This window comes from Ornithinimicrobium sp. F0845 (assembly GCF_023015765.1).
Lineage (GTDB): Bacteria > Actinomycetota > Actinomycetes > Actinomycetales > Dermatophilaceae > Ornithinicoccus.
The window spans coordinates 46,409-71,868 of the sequence record NZ_JALKAL010000009.1; the positions used below are offsets into that span (position 1 = coordinate 46,409).

The window sequence follows — 25,460 nt, forward strand, 5'->3', positions numbered from 1 at the left end:
CCCGGACCAAGGAGTTTCTAGATGAGAGTCATGGCACAGATGGCCATGGTCATGAACCTGGACAAGTGCATCGGGTGCCACACCTGCTCGGTCACCTGCAAACAGGCCTGGACCAACCGCAGCGGCATGGAGTACGTCTGGTTCAACAACGTCGAGACGCGCCCCGGGCTGGGGTACCCGCGCGGCTACCAGGACCAGGAGGAGTGGAAGGGCGGCTGGGTGCGCACGCCGGCAGGGCGGCTCAAGCTGAAGGCCGGCGGGCGGCTGAACAAGCTGCTCAACATCTTCTCCAACCCCAAGATGCCCTCCATCCAGGACTACTACGAGCCCTGGACCTACGACTACGAGACGCTGCTCAACGCACCGGCCCAGGAGCACTTCCCGGTCGCCACGCCGCACTCGCTCATCTCCGGCGAGCAGATGAACGTCGAGTGGTCCGCCAACTGGGATGACGACCTCGGCGGGAGCAAGCAGCACGCGGCCAAGGACCCGATGATCAAGGGCATCGAGGACAAGGTCAAGATGGAGTTCGACGAGACCTTCATGTTCTACCTGCCGCGCATCTGCGAGCACTGCCTCAACCCCAGCTGCGCCGCGTCCTGCCCCTCCGGAGCGATCTACAAGCGCGAGGAGGACGGGATCGTCCTGGTCGACCAGGACAAGTGCCGTGGCTGGCGGATGTGCGTCACCGGCTGCCCCTACAAGAAGGTCTACTTCAACCACAAGACCGGCAAGGCCGAGAAGTGCACCTTCTGCTACCCCCGCATCGAGGTCGGGATCCCCACCGTCTGCGCGGAGACGTGCGTGGGCCGGCTGCGCTACATCGGGCTCATGCTGTACGACGCGGACAAGGTCCTCGAGGCCGCGTCGGTGGAGGACGACCATGACCTCTACGAGGCCCAGCGGTCGGTCTTCCTGGACCCCCACGACCCGGCCGTCCAGCGCGAGGCCGAGCGCGCCGGGATCCCGGGGGACTGGATCGAGGCGGCCAAGAGGTCGCCGGTCTGGCGGCTGATCAGCGAGTACAAGGTGGCCCTGCCGCTGCACCCGGAGTACCGCACGATGCCGATGGTCTGGTACATCCCGCCGCTGTCACCGGTCGTCGACGTGATCAAGGACACCGGCTACGACGCCGAGGACAGCCGCAACCTGTTCGCGGCGATCGACGCGCTGCGGATCCCCGTCGAGTACCTCGCCAACCTGTTCACGGCAGGTGACCCCGCCCCGGTCGACCTGGTCCTGCGCAAGCTGGCGGCGATGCGCTCCTACATGCGGGACATCAACCTGGGACGCGACCCACAGGCACACATCCCCGAGTCGGTCGGCATGACCGAAGAGGAGATGTATGAGATGTACCGCCTGCTGGCGATCGCCAAGTATGACGAGCGCTACGTCATCCCGACCGCCCACGGCGAGGAGGCCCACGCGCTCGAGGAGACGGCCACGGACTGCCCGGTCAGCGGCTACGACGACGAGCTGATGGAGCTCTCCGGCCCGTTCGGCGAGGGGTCCGGGCGCGGCGGCACCACGCCGGTCGCCGTCGAGAACTTCCGGATGCTGCAGCAGCGCCAGACCTCCGACGCCCTGCTGTCCGGGGGGTCCAAGAGGGGCCGGGTCAACCTCCTGAACTGGGACGGCAAGGGTGTGCCTGCCGGGATGTTCCCCGACAGCGGCAAGGACGCCTCGGTCCAGACCATCGACGAGGCGGCGCAGCTCGACGGACCTCACGCCCGGCCCGACAACACCGCCGGGTCGGACGGAAAGGTCACCTGATGCTGCCCTGGCGGCGCCACCGGCGCACCACCTCCCAGCTCGAGTCCCGGGTGCAGGCCGATGCCTGGCAGCTGTGCTCGCTGCTCCTGGACTACCCGGAGCCGGGGCTCCTGGAGCGCCTGCCGGTGCTGCGGGAGGTCACCGCTGGACTGCCCGAGCAGCTCTCGACCCCCCTGGGGCGGTTCCTCGACCACGTCGAGGGGACGGACCTGGGCCAGTTGCAGCAGGACTACGTCGACACCTTCGACGTGACCCGCAAGTGCGCCCTGCACCTGACGTACTTCCTGCACGGGGACACCCGCAACCGGGGGGTCGCGCTGGTCCAGTTCAAGCAGCTCTACCGGCAGCACGGTGTGGAGCTCTCTGATCACGACGCTGAGCTGCCCGACCATCTGGCTGTCGTCCTGGAGTTCGGCGCCACGGTCGCTCCGGAGGCCGCCTGGAAGCTGCTCAACGACCACCGGGTCGGCCTCGAGCTCCTCCGGCGCGCCCTCCTGCGGCGCGAGTCGCCGTGGGTCGACGTCGTCCAGGCGGTGCGGGTGACCCTGCCCGAGCTCCAGGGTGATGACAACGAGGCGTTGGCCCGGCTCATCGCCCAGGGCCCGCCGCAGGAGACGGTCGGCCTCGACGACCAGGCGCTGAACGCCCCTTACGCGATGGACCCGGCCCTGGACGAGCTCACCCGGGGAGCCCCGCCGCCCTCCGCCTGCGGCGACGCGGCCACGCCAGCCGACTCACGTCATACTCTCGGCCCGACTATCCCCGTAGGAGCCCCCCGATGAGCACCTTCCTCTGGGTGATCTTCCCCTATATCTGCCTGGCGATCTTCGTCGTCGGACACATCTGGCGCTACCGCTACGACAAGTTCGGGTGGACGACGCGCAGCTCCCAGCTCTACGAGAGCAAGCTGCTGCGGATCGGCAGCCCGCTGTTCCACTTCGGCATCCTGGGCGTGGCGGTCGGACACTTCATGGGGCTGATCATCCCGCAGAGCCTGACCGACCGGATCGGCATCAGCCACGAGATGTACCACATCATCGCCATGGCAGGCGGCATCCCGGCCGGCATCGCGGCCGTCGTCGGGCTGACCATCCTGATCTACCGCCGGCGCACCGTCGGGCCGGTCTTCTCGGCGACGACCGTCAACGACAAGGCGATGTATGCCGTGCTGGCCCTGGTGATCTTCCTGGGGATCTGGAACACCATCGCCGGGGGCATCTTCACGATCGGCGGCGAGTACAACTACCGCGACGGCGTCTCCCCGTGGTTCCGGTCGATCTTCTGGTTCCAGCCGGACGCCACGCTGATGGCCGGTGGCGGCGACGTCCCGGCCGCGCCGCTGGGCTTCCAGCTGCACGCGATCCTTGCGTTCCTGCTCTTCGCGATGTGGCCCTTCACCCGGTTGGTCCACGTCTTCAGCGCTCCGATCGGCTACTTCACGCGGCCCTACATCGTCTACCGCAGCCGGGACGCCCGGCCGGGCTCGGCGACCGGGACCCGCGCCCCCAAGCGAGGCTGGGAGAAGGTTGGCTGACCTGGTCGACCCCGTGGACGCCCTGTCTCCGGACCAGCTGAGCCGCTACTCCAGGCACCTGCTGCTGCCGGGCATCGGCCTCGAGGGGCAGAAGCGGCTGGTCAACGCCAGGGTGGCCATCGTCGGTGCGGGCGGGCTCGGGTCCCCGGCGCTGCTCTACCTGGCGGCCGCCGGCGTGGGCCACCTGACGGTCATCGACGACGACGAGGTCGACCTCACCAACCTACAGCGACAGGTGATCCACCGCGTCGAGGACCTGGGCAGCCCCAAGGTGGACAGCGCGATCCGCGCGGTCCGTGACCTCAACCCGACGGTGTCGGTGACGGGTGTGCGGGACCACCTCGACGAGGGCAACGCCCGGGAGGTCCTGGCTGGGCACCACCTCGTCCTCGACGGCAGCGACAACTTCGACACCCGATATGTGGTCAACGACGCGGCCGTCGCGCTGGGGATCCCGCTGGTGTGGGCCGCGGTGCTCCGGTTCGACGCCCAGATCACCACCTTCCTGCCGGCGGCGGTTGCGGGCGAGGCCGCGGTCCAACTGCGGGACCTGTTCCCCGTCCCGCCCCGCCCGGAGGACGTGCCGAGCTGTGCCGAGGCCGGCGTGCTCGGTGCGATGGTGGGCCAGGTCGGCTCGATCATGGCGGCGGAGGCGGTCAAGCTGATCACTGGCACCGGCGAGCCGCTGGTCGGGCGGGTGCTGCTGCTCGACGCCCTCACCCAGCGCACCCGGGAGGTCCCGCTCCGCCCGCGTGACGCCCCCGAACACGACCCCCAGGGCGCCGGGCGGGGCTGGATGCCCGAGGCGGGGGAGAGCCGCGAGGTCGTCGCGATCCCGGAGATGTCCCCCGAGGAGGTGCGCGACCAGGTGGACGGGCTCCAGGTCATCGACGTCCGGGAGCCGGGGGAGCACGCCCTGGGCACCGTCCCCGGGGCACGCACCGTGCCGGTCGGCGAGGTGCTCACCTGGGACGACCTGTCGCAGGTCCGGGACCAGCCGGTGGTGTTCTACTGCAAGGTGGGACCGCGTGCCGGGCGCGCGGCCCGGCACCTGGTGCACCTGGGCCACCCGGACGTGCGCGTGATGACCGGCGGGATCCTGGGCTGGATCGACCACGTCGACCCGACCCTCCCCAGGTACTGACAGGAGTTTCGTGGAGCCCCACACCCGTGCCGGCGGCCCCGACGGCGCGAGCACCCCTGACGGCCCGCCCCAGGACGTCCCCTCCCTCGACGTCCCACCCACGGAGGATGCGCACGACGTCATCGTCCTGGCGGGCGGCGGGGGGACGCGCCTCGGCGGCGTCGACAAGGCGTCTCTGGAGGTGGGGGGTCGACCGTTGCTGGACCGGGTCCTGGAGGGGACAGGCCGGGCCAGGCGGGTGGTCGTGGTGGGCGACACCACAGTGCCCGACGGGGTGCTGCGCACCGTCGAGGACCCACCCGGCGGAGGCCCCGTCGCCGGCATCGCCGCGGGGCTGCGCGCGCTGGCCACGACCACGGGCCCGACCGCAGGCCGGGCACCCGCCCGCCCGGTAGCCGCCCGCCCGGACTGGACCCTCGTGCTGGCGGTCGACCAGCCCGGGGCCGGTCAGGCGGTCACGGCTCTGCTCGCGGCAGCGGCCGGGGCCGGACCGACCACCGACCTCGTGTGCCCGCACGACGACGAGGGGCACCCGCAGTGGCTCCTCGCCGCCTACCGCACCTCGGCCCTGACGGCAGCGCTGCAGCCTCTCGGCACGGGACACGACATCTCGGTGCGACGCCTCGTGAGCGGGCTGACGGTGGCCGACGCAGCGGTCGTCGGTGTGGGAGACATCGACACGTGGGAGGACCACGCGGCCTGGCAGGCACGGCTCACCGACGGACGTGGTGGCCAGGAGTGATGGGCACTGTTGCGTCTGAGAGGATGGCCACTAGACCACAGGAGGCTCAGATGGCAACCGTTCGCTACTTCGCCGCAGCTGCTGAGGCAGCCGGGACGGAGCAGGAGCAGGTGAGCGCAGGCAACGTGCAGGAGCTGGTCAGCCAGCTCACCGCCTCGCACGGCACCACGCTCGCCGAGGTGCTGCGGCGCAGCTCGTTGCTGCACCAGGGACGTCATGTCTCGGACCCGGCGACCCGGCTCACCTCGGACTCGGTGGTCGACGTCCTGCCACCCTTCGCCGGCGGCTGAGGAGCCCTTGCCCCACACGATCCGGAGGTTGCGGCGTCCCGAGGCCCTCGAGCTCGCGCCCCGGCTGGCCGGGATCTACGGCCGTGCCATGAGACGCGAGGCCGAGCCGGTGGATCACTTCGAGTCCACGTTCCGGCGGTGTGTCGGGGAGTATGACGGCGCAACAGTCCTCGTCGCCTCGCGCGGCGAGGACACCGTGGGCTTCCTCTACGGCTTCGACCTGCAGCTCGGGCACTGGTGGCCCCAGCAGATCGAAGGTCCGGTGCGCGCCGCGGGTCATGGTCACTGGTTGACCGAAGCCTTCGAGCTGGTGGAGCTCCAGGTGACACCAGAGGCGCAGGGGCTGGGCGTCGGCTCGGCGCTGCTGAGCCGACAACTGTCCGAGATGCCCCACCAACGGGCGCTGCTCGCGACCGACCCCGACGGCCGGGCGCGCATGCTCTACCGGCGCATCGGGTTCCGCGACCTGGTGCCGGACTTCGTCTACGCGGGCACGTCGTATCGCGCCACGCTGATGGGTTGGGAGCGGCGGGCCTCCTGACCGCGCCGAGCGCGCGGCTCAGCCGTGCTCGTCGGCTCAGCCGTGCTCGTCCGCGAAGGCGGACCGCTCGATGTGCTCGATCGCCAGCTGGATGGTGCGGGCGGGGGAGTTGTGGTCGGCATGGCAGAACAGGCTGACCCGTGCGGGTCCGACCACCCAGTGCGACACCTCGCTCGGGGGGCGCCGCCGGTCATAGGCTTTCTCCGGAGGACCGTGCTGGTCCTCCAGCTCACCGGCGGCGTCCTCGTAGACCTGGAGCACGTCGCCGGCGGAGCCGTTGGCCAGGGCGTGGATGCCGACCAGCGAGCTGCGGAACTCGTGCACGATGAGGTAGTCCGCGGCGAGGTCCCGCTCGCCGGTGAGTCGAAACGCCTGCCCGGTGTGCCCGGGTGCCGTGTCGCCCCGGGAGAGCGCGAGACGGTCCAGGAACGCGTCGACGGACCCCTGACCATCGGGCCACTCCCCATCCAGGACGTCGTCCACCAGGTCATGGAGCATGGCTGCAGTAGGCAGACCCTTCGTGACCATGGTTCCCACCGTAGGACCGCTGGTGCGATGTCGCACGTCCGGACCGGCGTCTCGACCCCTTGCCGCCGACCGGCGATCGGTGGTCGAATCGTCCATGGGCTTCCTCGACCTCCTCGACCGGTTGCGCGGTGCCGTGGGGTTGCCGCCCCGCCGGCCCGCCACGACCCCGGTGCCGCCGCACCAGCTCCCCAGCGTCCCGGCCGTCGTCTCCGCACTCCGCGACCTCAGCGACGAGCTCGACCACGGCGATGGTGTCTGGCAGTTCAACCGGATGTACCTCCAGGTCACCGAGCTCGTCGAGCAGCGGCTCAACGAGGGCTACTTCGAGAACGACCGGTTCATGGAGCGCCTCGACATCGTCTTCGCCCATCTCTACCTGGACACGGTGCAGGCGGACGCGGAGGGCAGAGCCATCCCGGACTGCTGGGAGCCGGTCTTCGCGAGCCGATCGGTGCCGTTGGCGCCCATCCAGTTCGCCATCGCGGGGATGAACGCCCACATCAACCACGACCTGGCCGTGGCGGTGATCACCACCTGCGAGCAGCTCGGCCTGTCGCCGTCGAGCCGCGGGGTCCGCGCGGACTACCAGAAGGTCACCTCCCTCCTCGCGGAGGTGCACGAGGAGGTGCGCCAGTCCTTCCTGGACGGCCTGGTGCTGGCCGTGGATCAGGAGCTCACGCCGCTGCTGACACTGGTCGGGTCGTGGAGCATCGGACGGGCCCGGGACGCGGCGTGGGTCAACAGCGAGGTGCTCTGGCACCTGCGCGACACACCGCTCCTCCGCGAGGAGTTCCGGGCGAGCCTGTGCCGGGCGGTCGGTCTGGCCGGCCGCACCCTGCTGGTCCAGGTGGCCGAGCCAGTATGACGTCGGGCACCCCGCCGAGACGCGTCCCCCGAGGACCTGGGCCGGGTGGGTCAGCCGGCACGGTGCAGCAGCGTGAGCACCTCCAGGTGAGGCGTCTGCGGGAACATGTCGAACAGGCGGGCCCGGACCGGGACCAGGGACGGCATGCGCGCCAGGTCACCCGCGAGCGAGTCGACGTTGCAGGAGGAGTAGAGCACGTGCTCCACGCCTGACTCCTCCAGCCATGCCGCCAGGTCGGTGCCGATGCCCCGGCGCGGAGGGTTGACGACGACGAGGTCCGGGGACGGCGAGGTCTGCAGGTGGGCTATCACGTCGCCGGCCACGAACCGGCTCGCGCCGGGCAGGTCGGCGGCGGCAGCGCGGGCGCTCTCCACCGCCTCGGGGGACACCTCCACGCCGAGCACGTCGCGGGCAGACGCGTCCGGCCGCTGCAGGGCATGCAGCGCAAAGCCCCCGACCCCGCAGTAGAGGTCCCACAACGACGGCGGGTCGACCTCGTCGATCCACTCCCGCGCCTGGCGGTAGAGCCCGGCCGCCACCGCGGTGTTGGTCTGGAAGAAGGAGCGCGCCCGCAGCCGCAGTCGGACGTCGTTCACCACCATCGGGAGCTCCTGGTCCTCGGTGAGCACGATCTCCTCCGGTCCCTCGAGGACCGCGGCGTGGGCCGGCTGCAGGTTCACCGACACGACCCGGGCGGTGGGCCACCGGTCCCGCAGGGCCGGGAGCCCGCGCCTGATCCGGCCGAGCTGACCGGGCGAGCGCAGCACGAACCGGACCATCAGCTCACCGGCGGGGGAGTGGGTGATGAGCACGTGCTTGAGCTCACCGCTGCGCCGCGGCACGTCATACGGCACCAGGCCGAGCTCCCCGACGAGCGCGGGCACCTGCTCGACCACCTCGGCCAGCCCGTCCTCGTACAGCCCGCAGTGCCGCAGGTCGACGCCCCGACCGCCGCGGTCCAGGATGCCGACGGTCGGCGCGCCGCGGTGACCGCCGACGACCAGCTTGGCCTTGTTGCGGAAACCCGCGGGTCGACTGGCGAACGGCTCCGCCCACCGGGGGCCGGGACCGAGGGCCGCCACGCACCGCGCCTGCTTGTCGGCCAGCTGCCCGGAGTATGCCGTGCCCATCAGCGTGCAGGACCGGCACCGACCTGCGTCGAAGTAGTCGCACTGCATGGTGTGGTCGGCGGGCACCAGCCCAGGGTAATCGCGGCATAGGCTGGCGGGGTGAGCCCGGACAGCATCGAGATCCACACCACCGCGGTAGGCCGTCCTCCCGAGGGGGAGGGGCGGACCCGCCGCATCGCCTTCCTGCACGGCCTGTTCGGGCAGGGCAAGAACTTCACCAGCATCGCCAAGGCGCTGCAGCCCGACTTCGCCTCGCTCCTGGTCGACCTGCCCAACCACGGCCGCTCGGCCTGGACGGAGCGGGTGGACTACGAGCAGATGGCTGACGCCGTGGCCGCGGAGCTGCGCCGCGACATCGCCGCAGACGGCCCGGTGCACCTGGTGGGGCACTCGATGGGTGGCAAGGTCGCGATGGCGCTGACCCTGCGCCACCCCGACCTGATCGACCGCCTCGTGGTCGTCGACATCGCCCCGGTCGCCAGCTCCGACATGAGCGAGTTCCGGCACCTGCTCGGCGCGCTCGACACCCTCGATCTCGCCGACCTGCCCAGCCGCACGGAGGCCGACGCCCGCCTGACCGAGCTGATCCCGAACCGGACGACCCGCGGCTTCCTGCTGCAGAACCTGCGCTCGGACGGCGACGGATGGCGCTGGCAGGCCAACCTGGACCTGCTGCTGCACGACCTGCCCTCGATCGGTGACTACGTCCCGTCGGGGGGACCGTTCGACAACCCGGTCCTGTGGGTGGCGGGGGAGCGGTCGCCCTACATCACCGAGGATGCCGAGCCCGCCATGCGGGAGCTGTTCCCGCGCACCGTCCTGGTCACCATCAAGGGCGCCGGTCACTGGGTGCACTCCGAGAAGCCGGAGGCCTTCACCTCGGCGCTGCGCGTCTTCCTGTCCGCGGCCTAGCGGATGGCCGCCGGGAAGCGGAGCCCGGCCCCGCCGAACGTGGTGAACCCGAGCCGCTCGTAGTAGGGGAACAGCTCGGTGTCGCAGCACAGGTCGACGGCATACATCCCGTCCAGCTGCGCGACGATGCGGCGGACCAGCTCGGCGCCGATGCCCTGCCCCTGGTGGTCGGGGTGCACCTCGAGCCAGGGGATGAACGCGTTGAGTACCCCGTCGGAGATCGCGTTGACGTAGCCGACGACCCGCTCCTCCCGCACCGCCCACACTCTGCGGTGGCTTCCGGCCATCACCTCCATGAGCTTCTCGGCGGTCGGGGCCACGGGCCACCCGACGAAGAAGCCCTCGATCATCTCGGCGCGGATGCGGTCGTTCGTGGTGAGGTACTCGACGGGGATCACGGCGTTGATCCTACGGACGGTGCCGACGCACCCTGCGGGCCTCCACCTCATAGCGCGAGACCCGGCCTCCCGGGCCGGCGAAGAAGCGGCGGCGCAGGCTGCCCTCGACCTCCACGGTGTCGTCCTCCTGGAGGCGCAGCGCGCTGGCTCTGCTGCGGGCGCTCCAGCAGGCGATGTCGATGGCGTCCACCTGGGTGCGGGTGTCGCCGCGTTGCCTCGGCCGGGTCACGACGACGCGGAACTGGACGAGCTCGTCCCCGCTCGGCATGGTGCGGGTCTCCGGGGCCGAGCTGACCCGTCCGACCAGGAGCACGGTGTTGACGTGCTCGCCGGGACCGTTCTGCGTGACTGCGTTCATGCGCACACCCTGGGACGGGGTGTGAGACGGCGGTAGGTGTCTGACCGCGGCTGTGGACAGCTCGGTCCGATCGAGGTGCCCTGGGGACAGGATCCGCCGGTCCTGACACAGTGGGGGCATGACCGAGCCACGTGTCCAGGACGAGCTCACCGAGGTGCTGGAGGAGGCGCGCGAGATCGGCTGGGGCGACCCGGCCGACTACCTGCGTGACATCCAGCGACGGGACCTCGACGCCCTCGCGGCGGCCGTCTGCAGGACGGACGGCGAGGTCGTGGGCGTGGGCGACCACGACCGGCTGCTCGCACTGCAGTCGGTGTCCAAGGCCTTCACCTATGCCGTGGCCCTCCAGGAGTGTGGGTTGGACCGGGTGCTGGACCACATCGGCGTGGAGCCGACGGGGGAGGCCTTCAACGAGCTGTCGCAGCACGAGGACGGGCGGCCGTTCAACCCCCTCATCAACGCGGGCGCGATCATGGCGCAGGCGCTGATCCCCGGGGACAGCCAGCAGGACCGGGATGCGCTCCTGCTGGACCGCTACTCGGCCCTGGCGTGCGCGCAGCTGGAGGTGAACGAGGAGGTGCTGCGAGCCGAGCAGGTGCGTGGAGACCGCAACTTCGCGCTGGCGCACATGCTGGCCTCCTCGGGCATGCTCACCCATGACCCGCACGAGGTGGTCCAGGGCTATCTGCGCCAGTGCTCGGTCGAGGTGACCACCACCCAGCTGGCCGTCATGGGCGCCACCTTCGCCGGTGGCGGGCGCAACCCGGTCACCGGCGAGCGCATCTTCGACGAGCGTGTCGTGCAGCAGACGCTGTCGGTCATGCTGACCTGCGGGATGTATGACGCGAGCGGGCGTTGGGTCGCCCAGGTCGGCATCCCCGCCAAGAGCGGGGTGTCCGGCGCCATGCTCGGCGTGGTCCCCGGGGCCCTGGGGCTGGCGAGCTGGTCACCGCGGCTGGACGGCCATGGCAACTCCATTCGCGGCGTCGAGATCTTCCGGCGGCTGAGCGACCGGTGGGACCTGCACGTGCTTCGACACCGGGACCCGCTGGGTCACCCGGGGGAGCCGAACGAGCCGGCCTGACCGGGCTTTGATTTCGCTGGCTCCCTGCCCCCCGGCGGTCCCCAACGTTCAGTCGAGCACGAAGGTGTCGATCGCGGCGATGATCTCGGAGTAGTCGTCCATCGGGTCCATGCCCAGCACCCCGGCCCACAGCGCGACCATCTCGTCCTTGTACTCATGGCCGTGGCCCGGTGGGACGTCGACCGACAAAGGCATGTCGCTGGCGATCTGCCAGAACGTCACGTAGGGCGTGTAGCTGAGGTCGGGGGAGACGTCCCGGCCGACCCGCTCCCGCAGCCAGTCGGGCTCGCGCCACAGCAGGTCCCAGGACCACCAGACCACCGGATCGGACGCGTGCTGGCCGTAGACGATGCGCGGCTCCTCCCACTCCACGAACGGGCCGCCGTAGAAGTCCTCGGTCAGCTCCAGTGGGCGGGTGGCGAACCGGATGTGACGACCGTTGTCGATCACGGGGGCGATCTCCGGGCTGCCCTGACGCCGGGACTCCGTCAGCGAGCTCCACAGCGGTGTGAAGCGTGGCGTGCCGGTCCACACGGCCCCGTCGACCCGCTCCAGCAGATCGTCGGCGTCGGCGAAGGCACCCTGGCTGCCGTAGGAGCCGAGCGACTCACCGCTGACGTAGAGCAGCGGCCGCTCATCCTCGGGGAGGGCCTCGATCCGCCGCTCGACCTCCTCGAAGAGCAGCCGCCCGGCCAGGGGCGGGGTCTCCAGGTCGGAGATGTAGGCCAGCCCGCTGGGGAAGAAGCTGTACTGCATCGAGACGGTCGCGACGTCGCCGCCGGTGAGGAACTCCAGGGCCTGCACGGACCACTGCTGCACCCACCCGGTGCCGGTCGTGGTCGTCACGAGCACCGCCGAGCGCTCGAGCCCACCGGCCCGGACCAGCTCGTCGACCGCGGCCCTGGCGGCATCCTCCACCTCGGCGTGCTCGGTCAGGCCCGCGTAGGTGCGGATCGGCTCCAGCGCCGGCACGCCGGTGACCCGTTCGATGTCCACGGCACGAGGGCCGTCGGAGACGAACTTCTGCCCCTCGTGGCCGAGGGTGTCCCAGGGCTCGTATGACGTGGGGCTGCCGGTGCGCTCCGGCTCGCTCGGTGCGACGCGCCCGTCCGGGGGTCGCTGGTTGAGCTGGGTGGCGTTGCCGAGCGCCCAGTTCATGCCGCGCTGGTAGAGCACCTGGTTGCTCACGAAGACCACGATCAGGACGACGATGATGGTGGCCGCGACGGGCGCCAGGTAGCGGGGGAGGACCGGCCGGACCATGCGTCCCACGCCGCGGCGCAACCGGGCCAGACCACGTCCCAGCAGCAGGAGCAGCCCGAAGAGGACAACCCCCGCCAGCACGCCGAAGAACTGGTTGAGGGCGCCGCCGCGGCTCACCCCGGCCATGAGCGAGATCTGCTCCTGCTGGTGCAGGCTCTGGATCCACACCACCCCGCTCACCACGACGAGCAGCACCACCCACAGGGTGCGGACCCCCCAGTCCGACCTGGCGCTGAGCTCGACGCGCAGCTCGGTGCGGCGGGCCAGCCAGGAGGCAAACCGTCCGAGCAGGTCACCGATGACGTAGCCGTAGGCCATGCTGACGCCCACGTTGACGGCGGTCATCCACCACGCGCGCGGGAGCAGGCTCGGGGACAGGGCGACCCACAGCAGCACGAGGGCGACCGTCAGCCCCGGGACCGACATGTGGCGCAGCACGCCCTCCGAGCGCTGCTCGGCCCGCACCGGATAGACCGAGTGCGGGGTCCCACGCGGCGGCATCCGCAGGATGTTGTGCGGTGAGGGTGCCCGCGTCGTCCGCGACGGACGTGGGTGCACGGCCGTGGCGCCCGCCCGCTGCCCCTGCTCCGTCACCTGCCGAGGATACCCTCCGTGCCTGACCGACCGACTGACCGACCTGAGAGGCTTGCGCCCATGAGCGATCGACGCCCGGCCACCCTGCGGGGGACCGTCGGACGATCCGTGCGGTCGCCGCGCTGGCGCTCGCGGAGGTGCAGCCCGTCGCGTCCCGGGACTGGCTCCTGCACCTGCACTGGCTGCTGCGGGACCGCCGGGCGGCCCTGCGCGAGCTGCGTCAGGCGGGACACGGCGCCCGGTCCCGTGACCTCGCGACCCGGGGTGAGCGCTACGGCCTGGCCGGGACCATCTGGTGGATCGGGATGTCCGTGACGCTGCTCCTGGTCATCGCCGGCGCAGCACTGCTCCTGCCGACCCGCCGGAGCTCCGCCCGCACCGTCGAGGACGGGATGTGGGAGGCGCCGCCGCTGCTCATCGCCGGAGCGGTGCTCCTCTGCCTCCTCGCCGTGCTGCCCGTGCCCGCGGTGGTGCGCGAGAGTCCCCTCGGCTTCGGGGCGGCGCTGATGGCGGGCGCCTTCGCCCTCGTGACGCTCGCCTACAACGCGACCAGGATCGAGGAGCTCCTGGCCACCGAGCACGGCGGGCGCACCGGAGCCTACTTCTCCGCGGCGGGCGTGGCCCTCCTGGCCTCGGCGGTCCTCGCCGTCCGGTCCCGCGAGAAGCCCCCGCACCACCGGGTCCACTGGCGGCAGACGGCGCGTGAGGTGCGCCGGCACGTCCGCTGGCTGCAGCGCTACACCCCGGTTCCTGAGGCGCCACCTCCCGGTGGCCCGGCCTGGGGCGATGCACTCTCCCGTCTCGGCCCGGAGGCCGACGCCACGGTCATCGCCCAGGCGCGGGCGCTCGGGCCCTGGCACTTCCTCGTCGCCGCGTGCTACGACGGCGAGAAGGAGGTCCCCACGATCCGCGTCCCGCCGGTGGAGGTCGACCGCCCGACGGCCGTACGCCATCCTGGGGAGGAGGAGACAGGAGCTGGCAGGTGACGCACCAGGAGCAGGAGGCGCCCGGCATACTGCCGCCGATCACGTATGACGAGGGGTTGCGCGAGCGGATCGCCGCCAACCTGGCGGCGCACCAGCCGCGGGCCGTGGACCTGGCCGGTCGGCGGCACGCCGCGGTCGCTCTGGTGCTGGTCGACTCCTCGCCACAGGATCCCGTGGTCCGTGCCCGGCTCGAGGACGGCACTGTCGTCCAGGATCCGCGGCGCCGACCCGAGGGCCTGCTGAGCGCGGCCGGGGGAGCGGCCTTCCTGCTGTGCCGTCGCCCCGTGACGATGCGGCGGCACGCCGGGCAGTTCGCGCTGCCCGGGGGGCGGCTCGAGCCGGGGGAGAGCGTGGTCGACGCGGCACTGCGGGAGACCCATGAGGAGGTGGGTGTCGATCTGGGACGGGAGCGCGTCCTCGGGCGGCTCGACGACTACGTGACCCGGTCCGGCTTCGTCATGTCGCCGGTCGTCGTCTGGGGCGGGGAGGCCCGACTGCGGCCGGACCCCGGAGAGGTGATGGCCGTCTACCGCGTCGGCCTGCACGAGCTGCAACGGGACGACTCGCCGCGCTTCGAGTCGATCCCGGAGAGCGACCGCCCGGTCGTGTCGGTGCCGCTGGGGTCGACCATCGTGCACGCCCCGACGGCTGCGGTCCTCGTGCAGCTCAACTGGCTGGGGCTGCTGGGGCGCTCTGACCCGGTGCACGACTTCGACCAGCCGGTGTTCGCATGGCGCTGACGCCCCGTGCATCCCGAGATGCTGGCGAGCGCGTTGTTCGTCGGGCTAGGGTCGACGTTATGTCAAGTCCGGTCCGCAGCAGACGAGCGCGGGGGAGCGGGGTGCTCGGCATCGCAGCCTGCGCGGCGCTGCTGGCCGGGTGCTTCGGCGACCCACCACCGGACCCGGCCACCGCACCCCTGGAAGTCGTGCTCGAGGGGTGTCTGCTGAACCGCGCGGAGGTCGGTGCCGGGCCGCACGACGTGGCGCTGGTCGGTGACGGTCGGCTGGTGGTGGAGGACGAGCGCGGTGCCGAGGTGCTGGCCCTGCCGGGCGGCTCCGCCACCCTGGTGACTTCCGCGGGCAGCTACACCGTCACCTGCACCGTGGGCTCCGACGAGTCCACCTCTGTGCTGACTTCGGTGCCATCGAGCGATGGTTAGCGGCCGCTGCACACGATCTCCGGCATGCCGGAGGCCGCAGTAGCCCCTCGGCTCGTCAGCCAGAGCGAGCCTCGATAGCGTCGCACCATGCACACGCTCGCCCATGACGGACTCGTCCTCGACGTCCTGGACGGTGGGCCGACCGACGGCGAGCTGGTGGTCCTGCTCCACGGCTTCCCGCAGGACGCCACCGCCTGGGGGAGAGTGGCCCCGCACCTGCACCGGGCCGGATTGCGGACCCTCGCCCTGCACCAGCGGGGGTACTCTCGCGGCGCGCGGCCCCGGCGAGTCTCGGCATACTCCCTGCGCGAGCTGGTCGGCGACGTGCTCGCCCTGCTCGACGCTGCCGGCGCGGAGCGAGCCCACATCGTCGGGCACGACTGGGGCGGCGCCGTCGCCTGGACGCTGGCACAGCGGCACCCCGAGCGCGTGTCGAGCCTCGTGGTCCTGTCGACGCCTCACCCGGCTGCCTTGTGGTGGGCCATCCGGCACTCCGACCAGCTGGGCCACAGCTGGTACATGCTCGTCTTCCAACTCCCGGTCGTGCCTGAGTTGCTCCTGGCACGGCTGCTGCGCTCCGGCGCCCTCCACCGGTGGGGGGTCCCGGGTGGTGACAGCCGCCGATATGCCCTCCGGCTGGGCCGGTCACGAGCGCTTCGCGGACCGATCAACTGGTATCGAGCAGCGCTGCGGCAGGCGCTTCGCCGACCCGCTGAGCTGGAGACCGCGGTGACGGTGCCGACGACGTATGTCTGGGGCGCCCGGGACCCGTTCCTCGGTCGTGTCGCGGCCGAGCGCACGGCACGGCACGTCGCCGGTGACTACCGCTTCGTCGAGGTCGACGCCGGCCACTGGTTGCCGGAGCGGGAGCCGGTGCTCGTGGCTCAGGAGGTCCTGGCGCGTATCGCCGCCGTGAGTCACGGGGTCGGCGCGCCAGGGCATGAGGACTGAGACGCACAGGGGAGTGGCTGAAGAACGCGCGCGTCACTGCAGGTCCGGAGGTCGTCCCTCTGCACGGCTACCGAGCCAGCCCGAGAAGCGCCATCAGGGCCCGCTCGACCTCCACGAGAGTCTCTGGGGACAGTCGGCCGACTCTGATGCAATACGCATAGCGTTACTTGACATAATGTGTCTTATCGGCGTTTACGAATGGTCGTCAACCCTGCGCTCACTGGTCAAGCATCTCGTCGAGCTCGGCGTCGGTGAACTCGAAGTCGTCTCCGATCCAGACTTCCCTCGCCAGCGAGCCGCGCGCCGCGAGGAACCGGCCACCTGACTTCACCTGTTCGAGTCTGTCGTGGTCGCTCGCGTGCCCTGCGGCACGGTGCAGCACGGCGTGCGTCGGAGTGAGCTCGAGCGCGCCGTCGTCGCGGATCCTCGCGTCACCGTCGATGATCAGCGTGTGGCCACCGGCGTCCTGCGGCGGGAGCATCACCGTGACCTCCGGCAGTTCGGGAACGGTCCGCCGCGCCGTGCGGCCCGGTTCGACGATCACCAGGACGTTGCCCACGAGCTGTGGGAACACCTGTGCGACATGCGGACGCCCGTTGCGTCCGGACAGCAGGTACGCCGTGTGGTGGCGACCGAGCGCCTCGCCGAGTTCCGCCAGGTTGACCGGGATGCTCATGCCCCCATCATGCCCGGATCGCTGTCGTCGCGCGGAGTGTCTAGCAAATTCCATAGAGGACGCTGACTGGGCTCGGGGCGGTCGAAGTCCGGGCCGTCGCCCACGGCGAAGACCACGAGCTCGATCCGGGTCCTGTTGGCCGGGTTCTGCGCGGGCATGTCGCCGATCTGCACCTCCAGCAGCCCCCAGCCGACCTCCGCCACCGTGGCCGGAGCGGCACGCGCCGCAACGTCCAGGTGACGCCAGATGACGGCCACCCGCTCGCCGTCGTGGTCCACGACATACTGCCCGATGCAGTCGTTGAAGGCGTCCCAGCCGGCGCCGTACCAGTCCGGGAAGCCGAAGACCTCCCCGAGGTGCCGGTGGGCGGCGGCCCGGGAGGTCATCCGCCGCCCGTCCAGCTCCACGCGCAGATAGCCCCAGCGGTCCAGGTGGGCGTCCAGCAGCGGCCACGCGTCCACGTGGACGTGGGACAACGGACCGGACCGCAGGAAGGGCAGGTCGCGCCGGGCGTTCGGCCGATCGCTCACCCCACGACCCTAACCTCGCAGAGTCGTGGCCGTGCCGGGCCAAATTTTCGTTGTGCGCGGTGGCGGTCCGGTTCTACCGTGACAGACGACCGTGATCAGCCAGTGTGGGACGGTTCGCCGCCCGCTTGAGGAGGTAGTGATGCCCTGTGACGCCAGCGGCATGGCCGAGATCCACCGCCTGTACAAGTCGGGGTTCGGCGAGGGCCCCAGCCTGGTCGAGGGGGTGCGCGACGGCGACACCGCGCACGCCTCCCTGGTCGCCGACCACCTGGCGACGCTCTCGGCCTCGCTGCACGCCCACCACGAGTTCGAGGACGGCAAGTTCTGGGACCCGCTGACCGAGCGGGCTCCCGGCTGCGCGCTGCACGTGGACCGGATGAAGCGCCAGCACGCCGAGATGCTGGTGCACCTGGAAGCCATGGACCAGGCGCTCACGGTCTGGCGCACGACCGGCCGGTCGGCCGACGCCGAGCCCATCAGGCAGGCGCTGGCCGGCATCAATGCGGCGCTCGCTGAGCACCTGCCGGACGAGGAGCAGAACATCGTGCCCGTCATGGAGTCGGTGCTGACCCAGAAGGAGGTCGACGCCGCGAGCGCGCACGGCCGCAAGGCGACCCCGAAGGGCCAGGCGTTCCCGATGCTCGGCGAGATCCTGGCCGCCCAGCCCGACGGTGGCACGGAGTGGTTGCACAAGCACCTGCCGCCCCCTGTGCGCCTCATCTGGAGAGTGCTCGGACAGAGGAAGTACGAAGCACACCGACGAGCACTCGTGCAGGGACCGAACTGAGTCAACCCCTCGCCGGCCCCCGGGCCGTGGCACGCTGTCGGGGTGGCCTCCCCCTCCCCACTCCCCCACGGGCTCTCTGGGTCGCGTGCTGCCGGTAGGAGGAGGCCTGTCTGGCTGGACCGCGTCCTGCCAGTGCTCGTCCTCGTCGGTCTGCTCTGGGTTCTTGAGCTGGTCGACCTGCTCACCTCGCTCGACCTGGACGCCTACGGCATCCGGCCTCGCGAGCTTGCCGGCCTGCCCGGCATCGTGCTCGCGCCGTTCCTGCACCTCGGCTTCGTCCATCTGATCGCCAACACCTCCGCCCTGCTGGTGCTCGGCGCGCTGCTGGCCTGGAGCACGCGTCACCTGTGGGTGGTGACTGTCGGCGTCGTCCTCCTGGGCGGCGTAGGCGTGTGGCTGTTCGGTGGCTCCCACACCGTGGTCGTCGGGGCCAGCGGCGTGGTCTACGGGTATGCCGCGTTCCTCACGGTCTACGGCTTCGCCGCGCGACGGTTCGGCCAGGTCCTGATCGGACTTCTGGTGGTCGCGCTCTACGGCGGGCTGTTGTGGGGAGTCCTGCCGTTGCGTCCTGGCGTGTCCTGGCAGGGGCACCTGTTCGGAGCGCTCGCCGGGGTGGTGCTGGCGCTCTGGCTCGGTCGCCGGGACCGCGCGACGCGGGCGGCCGCCCGCTGACTGCTCAGACGTCGAAGACCGACCAGCAGATCTCGTTGCGGCGCCGTTGGTCCTCCAGCACCAGCTGCCGGATCGCGTCCGGCAGCTGGTCGTGCTGCCAGCGACACTCCAGACGTCCCGCGACCTCGGCGTCCGCCTCGGCGACGCTGGCCCTGACCGCCTTGATCGCGTAGGCCGCCGCTCCCAGGTCGTGCTCGGCGACGTGGGCCACGCACGCTGCCTGACCAGCGGAGTATGCCGCGTGGCGGGCTGCGTCGGTCAGGTCCCGGGCCGCACCCATCGCGTGCCCGCCAGCAGCCCGGGCTGCCATCATCGGCAGGTCGCCCGCCACCCACGCCCGGGCCGCGGCGACCGCCTCCCGCGGCCGCGCGTCCTCGGCTCGGACGGCCTCGAACAGGGGCAGGACGTGCTCGGCGCAGGTGGCCGCCCAGAGCGCGAGACGGTGGTGGTCCTCGGTGGTCAGGGTGCCCCCACGCCGGATGGTGACCAACCGCGGGTCCCGGACGGCGGGCAGGATCACGGCGGCACCACCGGGAGGTCGGTCAGCTGGGCCACGAGCCTGGCCGGCGCCTGGGTGCAGTAGGAGTCGACGAGCATCTCGCGGAGGTCCTCCCAGTCGGTGTCGTCGCCGAGGATGGCGCCCACCACGTTGCGGCCCCAACCGGCCCGGAAGAACGACGGGCCGAGGTGCTCGAAGGCCATGACCTCCGAGTCGGGGGCACGGAAGACGATCCGGAACTGCTGGTCCTCCCCGCCGAAGACGTGCGCGACGGTGGCCTGGCCGACCCGCCACCGCTCCCCCACCCAGGCCGCCTCGCGGTCGCACTCCGGCAGCTCCGCGAACACACGGTCGAGCCGCTGGATCAGGGCGTCGGGCACCTCGGGACGTTCCACCACGGCAGCAAGTCTGCACCCCACCGCCGACACCGTCCGTTCAGGTCCTCCTCCTCAATGTCGATCACTGCTAACTTCGTTCCCGGAGAGGACTACCGTGCCACCGACCCACCGCGGCGACGAGGGTGGGTGCAGCGCGCCGTGACCTCGATCACCGGCGAGGCGCAGGGACCCGGGCGGTCGGGCTGGCGAGAGGGCGTCCGGTCGGACCTGATCGCCGCCATGGCCGTGGCCGGCGTGATCTGGGGCGCGCTCTACGCGGTGCAGGGCAACTGGCTCGCCGCCCTGTGGCCGTGGGGATACTCGTTCCTCTCCGCGGTGAACCTGGTGCTCTACCGTCGCTGGCACCTGACGCGCGCGCTCGACCTGCAGCTGGTCATCAGCCTGCTCATCCCGTTCGGGCTGATGATCCACCTCGGCGGGTTCCAGGCGTCCGGCGGCGTGATCCTCTGGTCGTTGCTGCCGTCCATTGCCGCGCTGCTCGGCTACGGCCTGCGGGCGGCGGTCGGTTGGTTCCTCGGGTATGCCGTCCTGCTCGCCACGGGCGTGTTCCTCGAGCCCTGGCTGGAGCCGTGGTCGGGCCGGATGCCGGAGCCGTGGGTCACCGGCTTCTACTTCGGCAACATGGTCGGGGTGACCCTGGCGGCCTGGCTGGTCATCGCGCGCTACACCCGGCAGAACGCCGAGCTGATCGAGACCGAGCGCGAGGCCCGCCTGACGGCCGAGGAGGCCACCCGCGCCAAGGGCGAGTTCCTGGCAAACATGAGCCACGAGCTGCGCACCCCGCTGAACTCGGTGATCGGCAACGGCCAGCTCATCGCCGGCACCGAGCTCGACCCCGAGCAGAGCGAGTACGTCGACGCGATCCGGAGCAGTGCGGAGCTGTTGCTGGCCACGATCAACGACGTGCTCGACTACTCCAAGATGGAGGCGGGTCAGTTCCGGATCGACCCGCAGCCGATGGACCTGCGGGCCGTGGTGGAGACCACGCTGGACGTCATCGCTCCCCTGGCCTCACAGAAGAGGATCGACCTGACGTATCAGCTCGCGGAGGACCTGCCGGGCACCATCGTCACCGACGGGCACCGGCTGCGCCAGGTCCTGGTGAACCTGATGACCAACGCGGTGAAGTTCACCGACGAGGGCGAGGTGTCCCTGAGGGTCAGCACGCAGGAGGCGGGAGCGGGGCTGACGGTAGTGTTCGCGGTCCGGGACACCGGCATCGGCATCCCGCAGGGCGCCCAGGAACGCCTCTTCGAGTCCTTCCAGCAGGGTGACGCCTCGACGAGCCGGCGCTACGGCGGCACCGGCCTCGGCCTGGCGATCACCCGCACCATCGTCACCCTGCTCGGCGGGACGGTGAGCGTCGAGAGTGAGGTCGGCGTGGGATCGACCTTCACCGTGCGGATCCCCGCCACCGACCACTCCCCCGCTCCCCCGACGGCTGGGTCGGAGGACCCGCTCACCGGCCGGTCCCTGCTCCTCGTCAACGACAACCCCACCGACCGAGCCCTCGTGGAGGGCTTCGGTCGCGGCTGGAGTATGACGGTGCGCACGGTGGCCACGATGCGCGAGGCCGTGGAGCTCACCGACTCCCACGAGATCGTCGACGTGGTCCTGATCGACCACCAGCACATGGGCGGGGACGCCACGGCCCTCGCCCGGCGCATCGCCTCCACACCGTGGACCGCGGCGGTGCCACTCGTCCTCATCTCCACCCTGGGCTCGCGCGCAGCGCTGGAGGGCACGCCCTTCGTCGATCTCATCACCCGCCCGCTCAAGCAGTCCTCGGTGCACGACGTGCTCGTCGGCCTGCTGGCGAAGGAGCCGGGGCCGGACAGGGCCCGCGCCAGGACCCCGGTCCTGGACACCGATCTCGGGCGACGACACCCGTTGCGGGTGCTGGTCGCCGAGGACAACGCCACGAACCAGCGCCTGATCCAACGACTGCTCCAACGACTCGGCTACGAGCCGACCGTGGTCGGGGACGGCGTGGAGGCCGTGGCTGCCGTGGCTGAGATCGACTACGACGTCGTCCTGATGGACCTCCAGATGCCGCGCATGGACGGGCTGGAGGCCACCAGCCGCATCCGGGCACAGGACGGGCACCAACCCTGGATCGTCGCGGTGACCGCCAACGCCTCCGAGCAGGACCGCCGCGACACCGTGGAGGCCGGGATGCAGGACTACGTCACCAAGCCCCTTCGGGTCGAGGAGCTCACCGCCGCTCTGGTGCGCGCGTGGGAGGGGACCACCCACCCGTCGACCGTGGCCACACCGGGACCGCCCGACGAGCGCCCGGCCTCCCCGGGCCCCACGACGACCATCGACCAGGCCGCCATCGACCAGCTGGTCGCCCTCACCGGTGACGCCGCCTTCCTGACCACCCTGCTGTCCGAGTTCCTCACGGAGAGCCGGACCCTGGTGGATGCCGTTCGCGGCGCCACGGGACCGCCCATCGACCCCGAGCCGCTGCGCCGGCACGCGCACAGCCTGAAGTCCAGCGCCGCGAGCGTGGGTGCCACGGAGCTGTCGGCGTGTGCGGCGCGGATCGAGGCTGCCGCGCTCGCCGGGGAGTATGCCGAGCTGCCGGCCCTGGTGGAGAAGCTCGCCCAGGTGCACGCGGCCACCGAGCAGGCGCTGCAGGAGCGGGTGTGAGGACGATCGACCCGTGAGCCAGGACGCCACCCCGCCCGGGTCCACCCGCCCCCGTGACGGGGCCGGGGACGGCCCCGCGTGCGTGCTCGTCGTCGAGGACACGCTCGTCAACCGGCTGGCGCTCGCCCAGGGGTTGAGCCACCTGGGGCACCGGGTGCTGCAGGCCGCCGAGGGAGAGGCAGCGCTGCGCACCCTCGGCGAACACCGGGTGGACATGGTCCTGCTCGACCTGCTCATGCCCGGCACGGACGGGTTCGCCGTCCTGGAGCGCATGTCTGTCGACCCGGAGCTGCGACCGATCCCGGTGCTCGTGATCTCCGCCGTGGAGCGCAGCGAGGACATCGCCCGGGCCATCGAGCTGGGAGCCATCGACGTCCTGCCCAAGCCCGTGGACCCGGTGCTCCTCCGGGTCCGGGTGCAGGTGGCCCTGGAGCAGTCCCGCCTGCGCCGGCTGGAGCAGCAGTACCTCCGCCAGGAGCTGGCGCTGCGCAGGCAGGAGCGACTGGCCACCCTCGGCAGGCTCAGCGCCGGCCTGGCCCACGAGCTCAACAACCCCGCCGCCGCGGCGCTCGGTGCGGCCCGCCAGCTGGCGTCGGCGCTGCGCGAGACGGAGGAGGCGCTGCCCGAGCTGATCGTCCGCGCGGACGGGACCGCCGTGATCGGCGCCGTGAACGAGCTCCTCGACACGGCCCGCGACCCCGCCCCCGACGCGGACCGCGCGATGGGGGATCTGGCGCTGGAGGAGGAGTTGGCGCTGGAGGAGGTCCTTGAGTCCGCGGGCATCGACGAGTTCTGGAACGTGGCCCCGGAGCTGGCTTCCCACGGGCTGACGGCCGACGTGCTCTCGGCGCACCTCGCGGCCCTCGGCGACGGGGGTGCCGCAGCGGTCTCCTGGTTCCGGTCACGGGCCGGCGTGCGCCGGCTTGTCGCCGAGATCGGCACCAGTGTCGGCCGCATGTCGGAGCTGATCGGCGTGCTGCGGGACTACAGCGCGGTGGACCGTGCCCCCACGCAGGATGTCGACGTGCGGGCTGGCCTCGACGAGACCCTGCAGATCCTGGACCACCGGATCCCGTCCGGGATCACCGTCGCGCGCGACTTCGCTCCAGACGTGCCGACCATCGTCGCCTACGGCGGCGAGCTCAACCAGGTGTGGACGAACCTGATCGACAACGCGACCCAGGCGATGGATGAGGCCGGACTCCTGCGGGTGCGCGCACACGCCAGCGGGACGGGCGTGCGGGTCGAGGTGGAGGATGACGGCCCCGGCATCCCAGCCTCCCTGCTGGGCCAGGTGTTCGACCCGTTCGTCACCAGCAAGCCACCGGGTCAGGGCATCGGCCTGGGGTTGAGCATCGCGCACCAGATCGTGGTCGAGCATCACGGCGGCAGCCTGACGGTCCGCTCCGCACCGGGTCGCACGGTCTTCACCGTCGAGCTCCCCGACCAGCCACCAGGAGCGCCCGCCTGACCCGGGCATAGAGTGTCACGCCGTGACCTCTCCCGGTGCCGCCGAGCAGCGCAGCCCCTGGCCGGCGCTGTGGGCGCTGGTCATCGGCTTCTTCATGATCCTGGTCGACTCGACCATCGTCTCCGTGGCGACGCCGACGCTGATGCAGGCCTTCGAGACCGACGTCAACGGGGTCCTGTGGGTCACCTCGGCCTACCTGCTGGCGTATGCCGTGCCGCTCCTGGTCACCGGCCGCCTGGGTGACCGGCTGGGCCCCCGACCCGTCTACCTCACCGGTCTGGCCGTGTTCACGGTCGCGTCCCTGTGGTGCGGTCTCTCCGGCGAGCTCGGCCTGGGCCTGGGCGGACTGGTCGCGGCGCGCGTCGTCCAGGGCCTCGGCGCGTCGATGATGACCCCACAGACGATGACGGTCATCACCCGCACTTTCCCGGCCACCCGGCGCGGCACCGCGATGGCGCTGTGGGGAGCCACGGCAGGCATCGCCACCCTGGCCGGTCCGCTGCTGGGTGGTCTGCTGCTGGACACCCTGGGCTGGGAGTGGATCTTCTTCGTGAATGTGCCCGTCGGCCTCATCGGCTGGCTGCTGGCCTGGCGGCTGGTCCCCCGCCTGGAGACGCACGCGCACCGCTTTGACGGGCTCGGCGTGGCGCTCAGCGCGGTGGGCCTGTTCTGCCTCGTCTTCGGCATCCAGGAGGGCCAGACCTACGACTGGGGCCGGATCTGGGGGTGGATCTCGGTGCCGTTGCTGATCGCCACGGGGCTGGTGATGCTCGCCGTGTTCGTCTGGTGGCAGGCCCGGCAGCGCGGTGAGCCCCTCGTGCCGCTGCGGCTGTTCGCCGACCGCAACTTCTCGCTCGCCAACGTCGGCATCACCACGATGGGGTTCACCATCACGGCGATGATCTTCCCGTTCTACATCTGGGCCCAGTCGGTCCGGGACCTCTCCCCCACCCAGGCGGCGCTGGTGATGGCGCCGTCGTCGGTGCTGTCCTTCCTGCTCGCCCGGCCGGCGGGTCAGCTCACCGACCGGGTCCACCCACGGGCCCTGATCACCACCGGCACCGTGCTCCTGGCGGTCGGGCTCTGGCTCCTGACGCAGGCCATGACGCCCACTGCCCCCTTGTGGCAGGCCCTCGTCGCCGCCGGGGTCCTCGGCGTCGCCAACCCCCTCATCTGGGGACCGCTGTCGACGACCGCCACCCGGAACCTGCCGATGGCCGATGCGGGCGCCGGAGCCGGGGTCTACAACACGACGCGCCAGCTGGGAGCCGTGCTGGGCAGCGCCGCGATCGCCGTGCTGATGCAGGCGCGCATCACCGCCCACCTGGGGGCCGCCGGGCCGGAGGCGGGCACGAGCATGACGGGAGGAGCCGCGCTGCCGCCCGCGGTGGCCGAGGGCCTGGCCCGCGCCATGGCCGAGGCGATCTACCTGCCGATGGGGGTCATCCTGCTCGGAGCCCTGGCCGCGCTCTTCTTCGAGCGACCGACCCACCTGCTGCGCCGCTGAGCCACCCCGG

At 71.3% G+C, this 25,460-nt stretch carries 28 protein-coding genes; 19 read left to right on the forward strand and 9 right to left on the reverse strand.

Going from position 1 to position 25,460, the window contains the following annotated elements; translation table 11 throughout:
• The first annotated feature begins 21 nt into the window (after nt 1–21).
• From narH to MWU75_RS13655, 7 genes are read left to right on the forward strand one after another with little or no spacing between them, the layout of a single operon-like run.
• Nucleotides 22–1,773: a nitrate reductase subunit beta gene (narH, locus tag MWU75_RS13625; protein ID WP_247091680.1), complete on the forward strand. Its 1,752-nt coding sequence runs from the start codon at nt 22–24 to the stop codon at nt 1,771–1,773.
• Nucleotides 1,773–2,555: a nitrate reductase molybdenum cofactor assembly chaperone gene (gene narJ / locus MWU75_RS13630; RefSeq protein WP_247091683.1), complete on the forward strand. Its 783-nt coding sequence runs from the start codon at nt 1,773–1,775 to the stop codon at nt 2,553–2,555. Before narH ends, narJ begins: the two co-directional genes overlap by 1 nt.
• The gene (narI, locus tag MWU75_RS13635) at nt 2,552–3,307 is read left to right on the forward strand and encodes a respiratory nitrate reductase subunit gamma (protein WP_247091685.1); all 756 of its coding nucleotides are present in this window, start codon (nt 2,552–2,554) and stop codon (nt 3,305–3,307) included. The genes narJ and narI overlap by 4 nt, the downstream gene beginning before the upstream one ends.
• Nucleotides 3,300–4,451: a molybdopterin-synthase adenylyltransferase MoeB gene (gene moeB, locus MWU75_RS13640; RefSeq protein WP_247091688.1), complete on the forward strand. Its 1,152-nt coding sequence runs from the start codon at nt 3,300–3,302 to the stop codon at nt 4,449–4,451. The genes narI and moeB overlap by 8 nt, the downstream gene beginning before the upstream one ends.
• Nucleotides 4,452–4,461: 10 nt before the next feature.
• The gene (locus tag MWU75_RS13645; RefSeq protein ID WP_247091690.1) at nt 4,462–5,193 is read left to right on the forward strand and encodes an NTP transferase domain-containing protein; all 732 of its coding nucleotides are present in this window, start codon (nt 4,462–4,464) and stop codon (nt 5,191–5,193) included.
• 50 nt (nt 5,194–5,243) lie between these two features.
• On the forward strand, nt 5,244–5,483 hold the full coding sequence (locus MWU75_RS13650; RefSeq protein WP_247091693.1) for a MoaD/ThiS family protein: 240 nt from the start codon (nt 5,244–5,246) through the stop codon (nt 5,481–5,483).
• A 28-nt stretch (nt 5,484–5,511) separates the two neighbouring features.
• Nucleotides 5,512–6,024 (forward strand): GNAT family N-acetyltransferase, encoded by a 513-nt coding sequence (locus tag MWU75_RS13655; protein ID WP_247091696.1) that lies wholly within the window; start codon nt 5,512–5,514, stop codon nt 6,022–6,024.
• A gap of 36 nt (nt 6,025–6,060) precedes the next feature.
• On the opposite strand, the gene MWU75_RS13660 is transcribed toward MWU75_RS13655, so the two are convergent.
• A complete protein-coding gene (locus MWU75_RS13660; RefSeq protein ID WP_247091697.1) occupies nt 6,061–6,552 on the reverse strand; it encodes a hypothetical protein in 492 nt (163 codons plus the stop codon).
• A gap of 94 nt (nt 6,553–6,646) precedes the next feature.
• Here MWU75_RS13660 and MWU75_RS13665 point away from each other — a divergent pair, with 94 nt between their 5' ends.
• Complete coding sequence (locus tag MWU75_RS13665; RefSeq protein WP_247091700.1) at nt 6,647–7,417, forward strand: DUF5995 family protein; 771 nt, start codon at nt 6,647–6,649, stop codon at nt 7,415–7,417.
• A 50-nt stretch (nt 7,418–7,467) separates the two neighbouring features.
• Here the strand turns inward: MWU75_RS13665 and MWU75_RS13670 are convergent, their stop codons facing one another.
• A complete protein-coding gene (locus MWU75_RS13670; RefSeq protein ID WP_247091891.1) occupies nt 7,468–8,595 on the reverse strand; it encodes a methyltransferase domain-containing protein in 1,128 nt (375 codons plus the stop codon).
• A gap of 51 nt (nt 8,596–8,646) precedes the next feature.
• Here MWU75_RS13670 and MWU75_RS13675 point away from each other — a divergent pair, with 51 nt between their 5' ends.
• Nucleotides 8,647–9,459 (forward strand): alpha/beta fold hydrolase, encoded by an 813-nt coding sequence (locus tag MWU75_RS13675; protein ID WP_247091703.1) that lies wholly within the window; start codon nt 8,647–8,649, stop codon nt 9,457–9,459.
• Here MWU75_RS13675 and MWU75_RS13680 read toward each other — a convergent pair.
• Both MWU75_RS13680 and MWU75_RS13685 read right to left on the reverse strand, forming a co-directional pair.
• On the reverse strand, nt 9,456–9,857 hold the full coding sequence (locus MWU75_RS13680; protein ID WP_247091706.1) for a GNAT family N-acetyltransferase: 402 nt from the start codon (nt 9,855–9,857) through the stop codon (nt 9,456–9,458). The two genes, MWU75_RS13675 and MWU75_RS13680, sit on opposite strands and share 4 nt — an antisense overlap.
• 10 nt (nt 9,858–9,867) lie before the next feature.
• Nucleotides 9,868–10,215, reverse strand: a complete 348-nt coding sequence (locus tag MWU75_RS13685; RefSeq protein ID WP_247091709.1) for a single-stranded DNA-binding protein — start codon at nt 10,213–10,215, stop codon at nt 9,868–9,870.
• A 118-nt stretch (nt 10,216–10,333) separates the two neighbouring features.
• Here MWU75_RS13685 and glsA point away from each other — a divergent pair, with 118 nt between their 5' ends.
• Complete coding sequence (glsA, locus tag MWU75_RS13690; RefSeq protein ID WP_247091712.1) at nt 10,334–11,299, forward strand: glutaminase A; 966 nt, start codon at nt 10,334–10,336, stop codon at nt 11,297–11,299.
• A gap of 48 nt (nt 11,300–11,347) precedes the next feature.
• On the opposite strand, the gene MWU75_RS13695 is transcribed toward glsA, so the two are convergent.
• Nucleotides 11,348–13,156 carry an alpha/beta-hydrolase family protein gene (locus MWU75_RS13695; RefSeq protein WP_247091715.1) on the reverse strand — a complete coding sequence of 603 codons (1,809 nt, stop codon included), beginning with the start codon at nt 13,154–13,156 and terminating at the stop codon, nt 11,348–11,350.
• 137 nt (nt 13,157–13,293) lie between these two features.
• Here MWU75_RS13695 and MWU75_RS13700 point away from each other — a divergent pair, with 137 nt between their 5' ends.
• The 4 genes from MWU75_RS13700 to MWU75_RS13715 all read left to right on the forward strand — a co-directional run bounded on the left by MWU75_RS13700 (nt 13,294) and on the right by MWU75_RS13715 (nt 16,255).
• On the forward strand, nt 13,294–14,142 hold the full coding sequence (locus MWU75_RS13700; RefSeq protein WP_247091718.1) for a hypothetical protein: 849 nt from the start codon (nt 13,294–13,296) through the stop codon (nt 14,140–14,142).
• Nucleotides 14,139–14,882 (forward strand): CoA pyrophosphatase, encoded by a 744-nt coding sequence (locus tag MWU75_RS13705; RefSeq protein ID WP_247091721.1) that lies wholly within the window; start codon nt 14,139–14,141, stop codon nt 14,880–14,882. Before MWU75_RS13700 ends, MWU75_RS13705 begins: the two co-directional genes overlap by 4 nt.
• A 59-nt stretch (nt 14,883–14,941) precedes the next feature.
• The gene (locus MWU75_RS13710) at nt 14,942–15,304 is read left to right on the forward strand and encodes a hypothetical protein (RefSeq protein ID WP_247091724.1); all 363 of its coding nucleotides are present in this window, start codon (nt 14,942–14,944) and stop codon (nt 15,302–15,304) included.
• Between the two features lie 87 nt (nt 15,305–15,391).
• The gene (locus MWU75_RS13715; protein WP_247091727.1) at nt 15,392–16,255 is read left to right on the forward strand and encodes an alpha/beta fold hydrolase; all 864 of its coding nucleotides are present in this window, start codon (nt 15,392–15,394) and stop codon (nt 16,253–16,255) included.
• A 217-nt stretch (nt 16,256–16,472) separates the two neighbouring features.
• Here MWU75_RS13715 and MWU75_RS13720 read toward each other — a convergent pair whose 3' ends face one another.
• Together MWU75_RS13720 and MWU75_RS13725 are read right to left on the reverse strand one after the other, a co-directional pair.
• A complete protein-coding gene (locus MWU75_RS13720) occupies nt 16,473–16,931 on the reverse strand; it encodes a hypothetical protein (protein ID WP_247091729.1) in 459 nt (152 codons plus the stop codon).
• Nucleotides 16,928–17,461: a barstar family protein gene (locus MWU75_RS13725; RefSeq protein WP_247091732.1), complete on the reverse strand. Its 534-nt coding sequence runs from the start codon at nt 17,459–17,461 to the stop codon at nt 16,928–16,930. Before MWU75_RS13725 ends, MWU75_RS13720 begins: the two co-directional genes overlap by 4 nt.
• A 139-nt stretch (nt 17,462–17,600) precedes the next feature.
• Between MWU75_RS13725 and MWU75_RS13730 the strand changes: the two genes are divergently transcribed.
• Both MWU75_RS13730 and MWU75_RS13735 read left to right on the forward strand, forming a co-directional pair.
• Nucleotides 17,601–18,248, forward strand: a complete 648-nt coding sequence (locus MWU75_RS13730; protein WP_247091734.1) for a hemerythrin domain-containing protein — start codon at nt 17,601–17,603, stop codon at nt 18,246–18,248.
• Between the two features lie 132 nt (nt 18,249–18,380).
• Nucleotides 18,381–18,920, forward strand: a complete 540-nt coding sequence (locus MWU75_RS13735) for a rhomboid family intramembrane serine protease (RefSeq protein ID WP_247091736.1) — start codon at nt 18,381–18,383, stop codon at nt 18,918–18,920.
• Between the two features lie 4 nt (nt 18,921–18,924).
• On the opposite strand, the gene MWU75_RS13740 is transcribed toward MWU75_RS13735, so the two are convergent.
• Nucleotides 18,925–19,440 carry a putative immunity protein gene (locus tag MWU75_RS13740; RefSeq protein ID WP_247091738.1) on the reverse strand — a complete coding sequence of 172 codons (516 nt, stop codon included), beginning with the start codon at nt 19,438–19,440 and terminating at the stop codon, nt 18,925–18,927.
• Nucleotides 19,437–19,817 carry an MmcQ/YjbR family DNA-binding protein gene (locus MWU75_RS13745; RefSeq protein ID WP_247091740.1) on the reverse strand — a complete coding sequence of 127 codons (381 nt, stop codon included), beginning with the start codon at nt 19,815–19,817 and terminating at the stop codon, nt 19,437–19,439. The genes MWU75_RS13740 and MWU75_RS13745 overlap by 4 nt, the downstream gene beginning before the upstream one ends.
• Before the next feature lie 126 nt (nt 19,818–19,943).
• Here MWU75_RS13745 and MWU75_RS13750 point away from each other — a divergent pair, with 126 nt between their 5' ends.
• Genes MWU75_RS13750 through MWU75_RS13760 form a run of 3 tightly spaced genes read left to right on the forward strand, consistent with a single transcriptional unit; the run spans nt 19,944 to nt 25,450 of the window.
• Complete coding sequence (locus MWU75_RS13750) at nt 19,944–22,472, forward strand: hybrid sensor histidine kinase/response regulator (protein ID WP_247091742.1); 2,529 nt, start codon at nt 19,944–19,946, stop codon at nt 22,470–22,472.
• A gap of 13 nt (nt 22,473–22,485) precedes the next feature.
• Nucleotides 22,486–23,943 carry an ATP-binding protein gene (locus MWU75_RS13755; RefSeq protein WP_247091744.1) on the forward strand — a complete coding sequence of 486 codons (1,458 nt, stop codon included), beginning with the start codon at nt 22,486–22,488 and terminating at the stop codon, nt 23,941–23,943.
• A gap of 22 nt (nt 23,944–23,965) precedes the next feature.
• The gene (locus MWU75_RS13760; protein WP_348647774.1) at nt 23,966–25,450 is read left to right on the forward strand and encodes a DHA2 family efflux MFS transporter permease subunit; all 1,485 of its coding nucleotides are present in this window, start codon (nt 23,966–23,968) and stop codon (nt 25,448–25,450) included.
• Nucleotides 25,451–25,460: the final 10 nt, after the last annotated feature.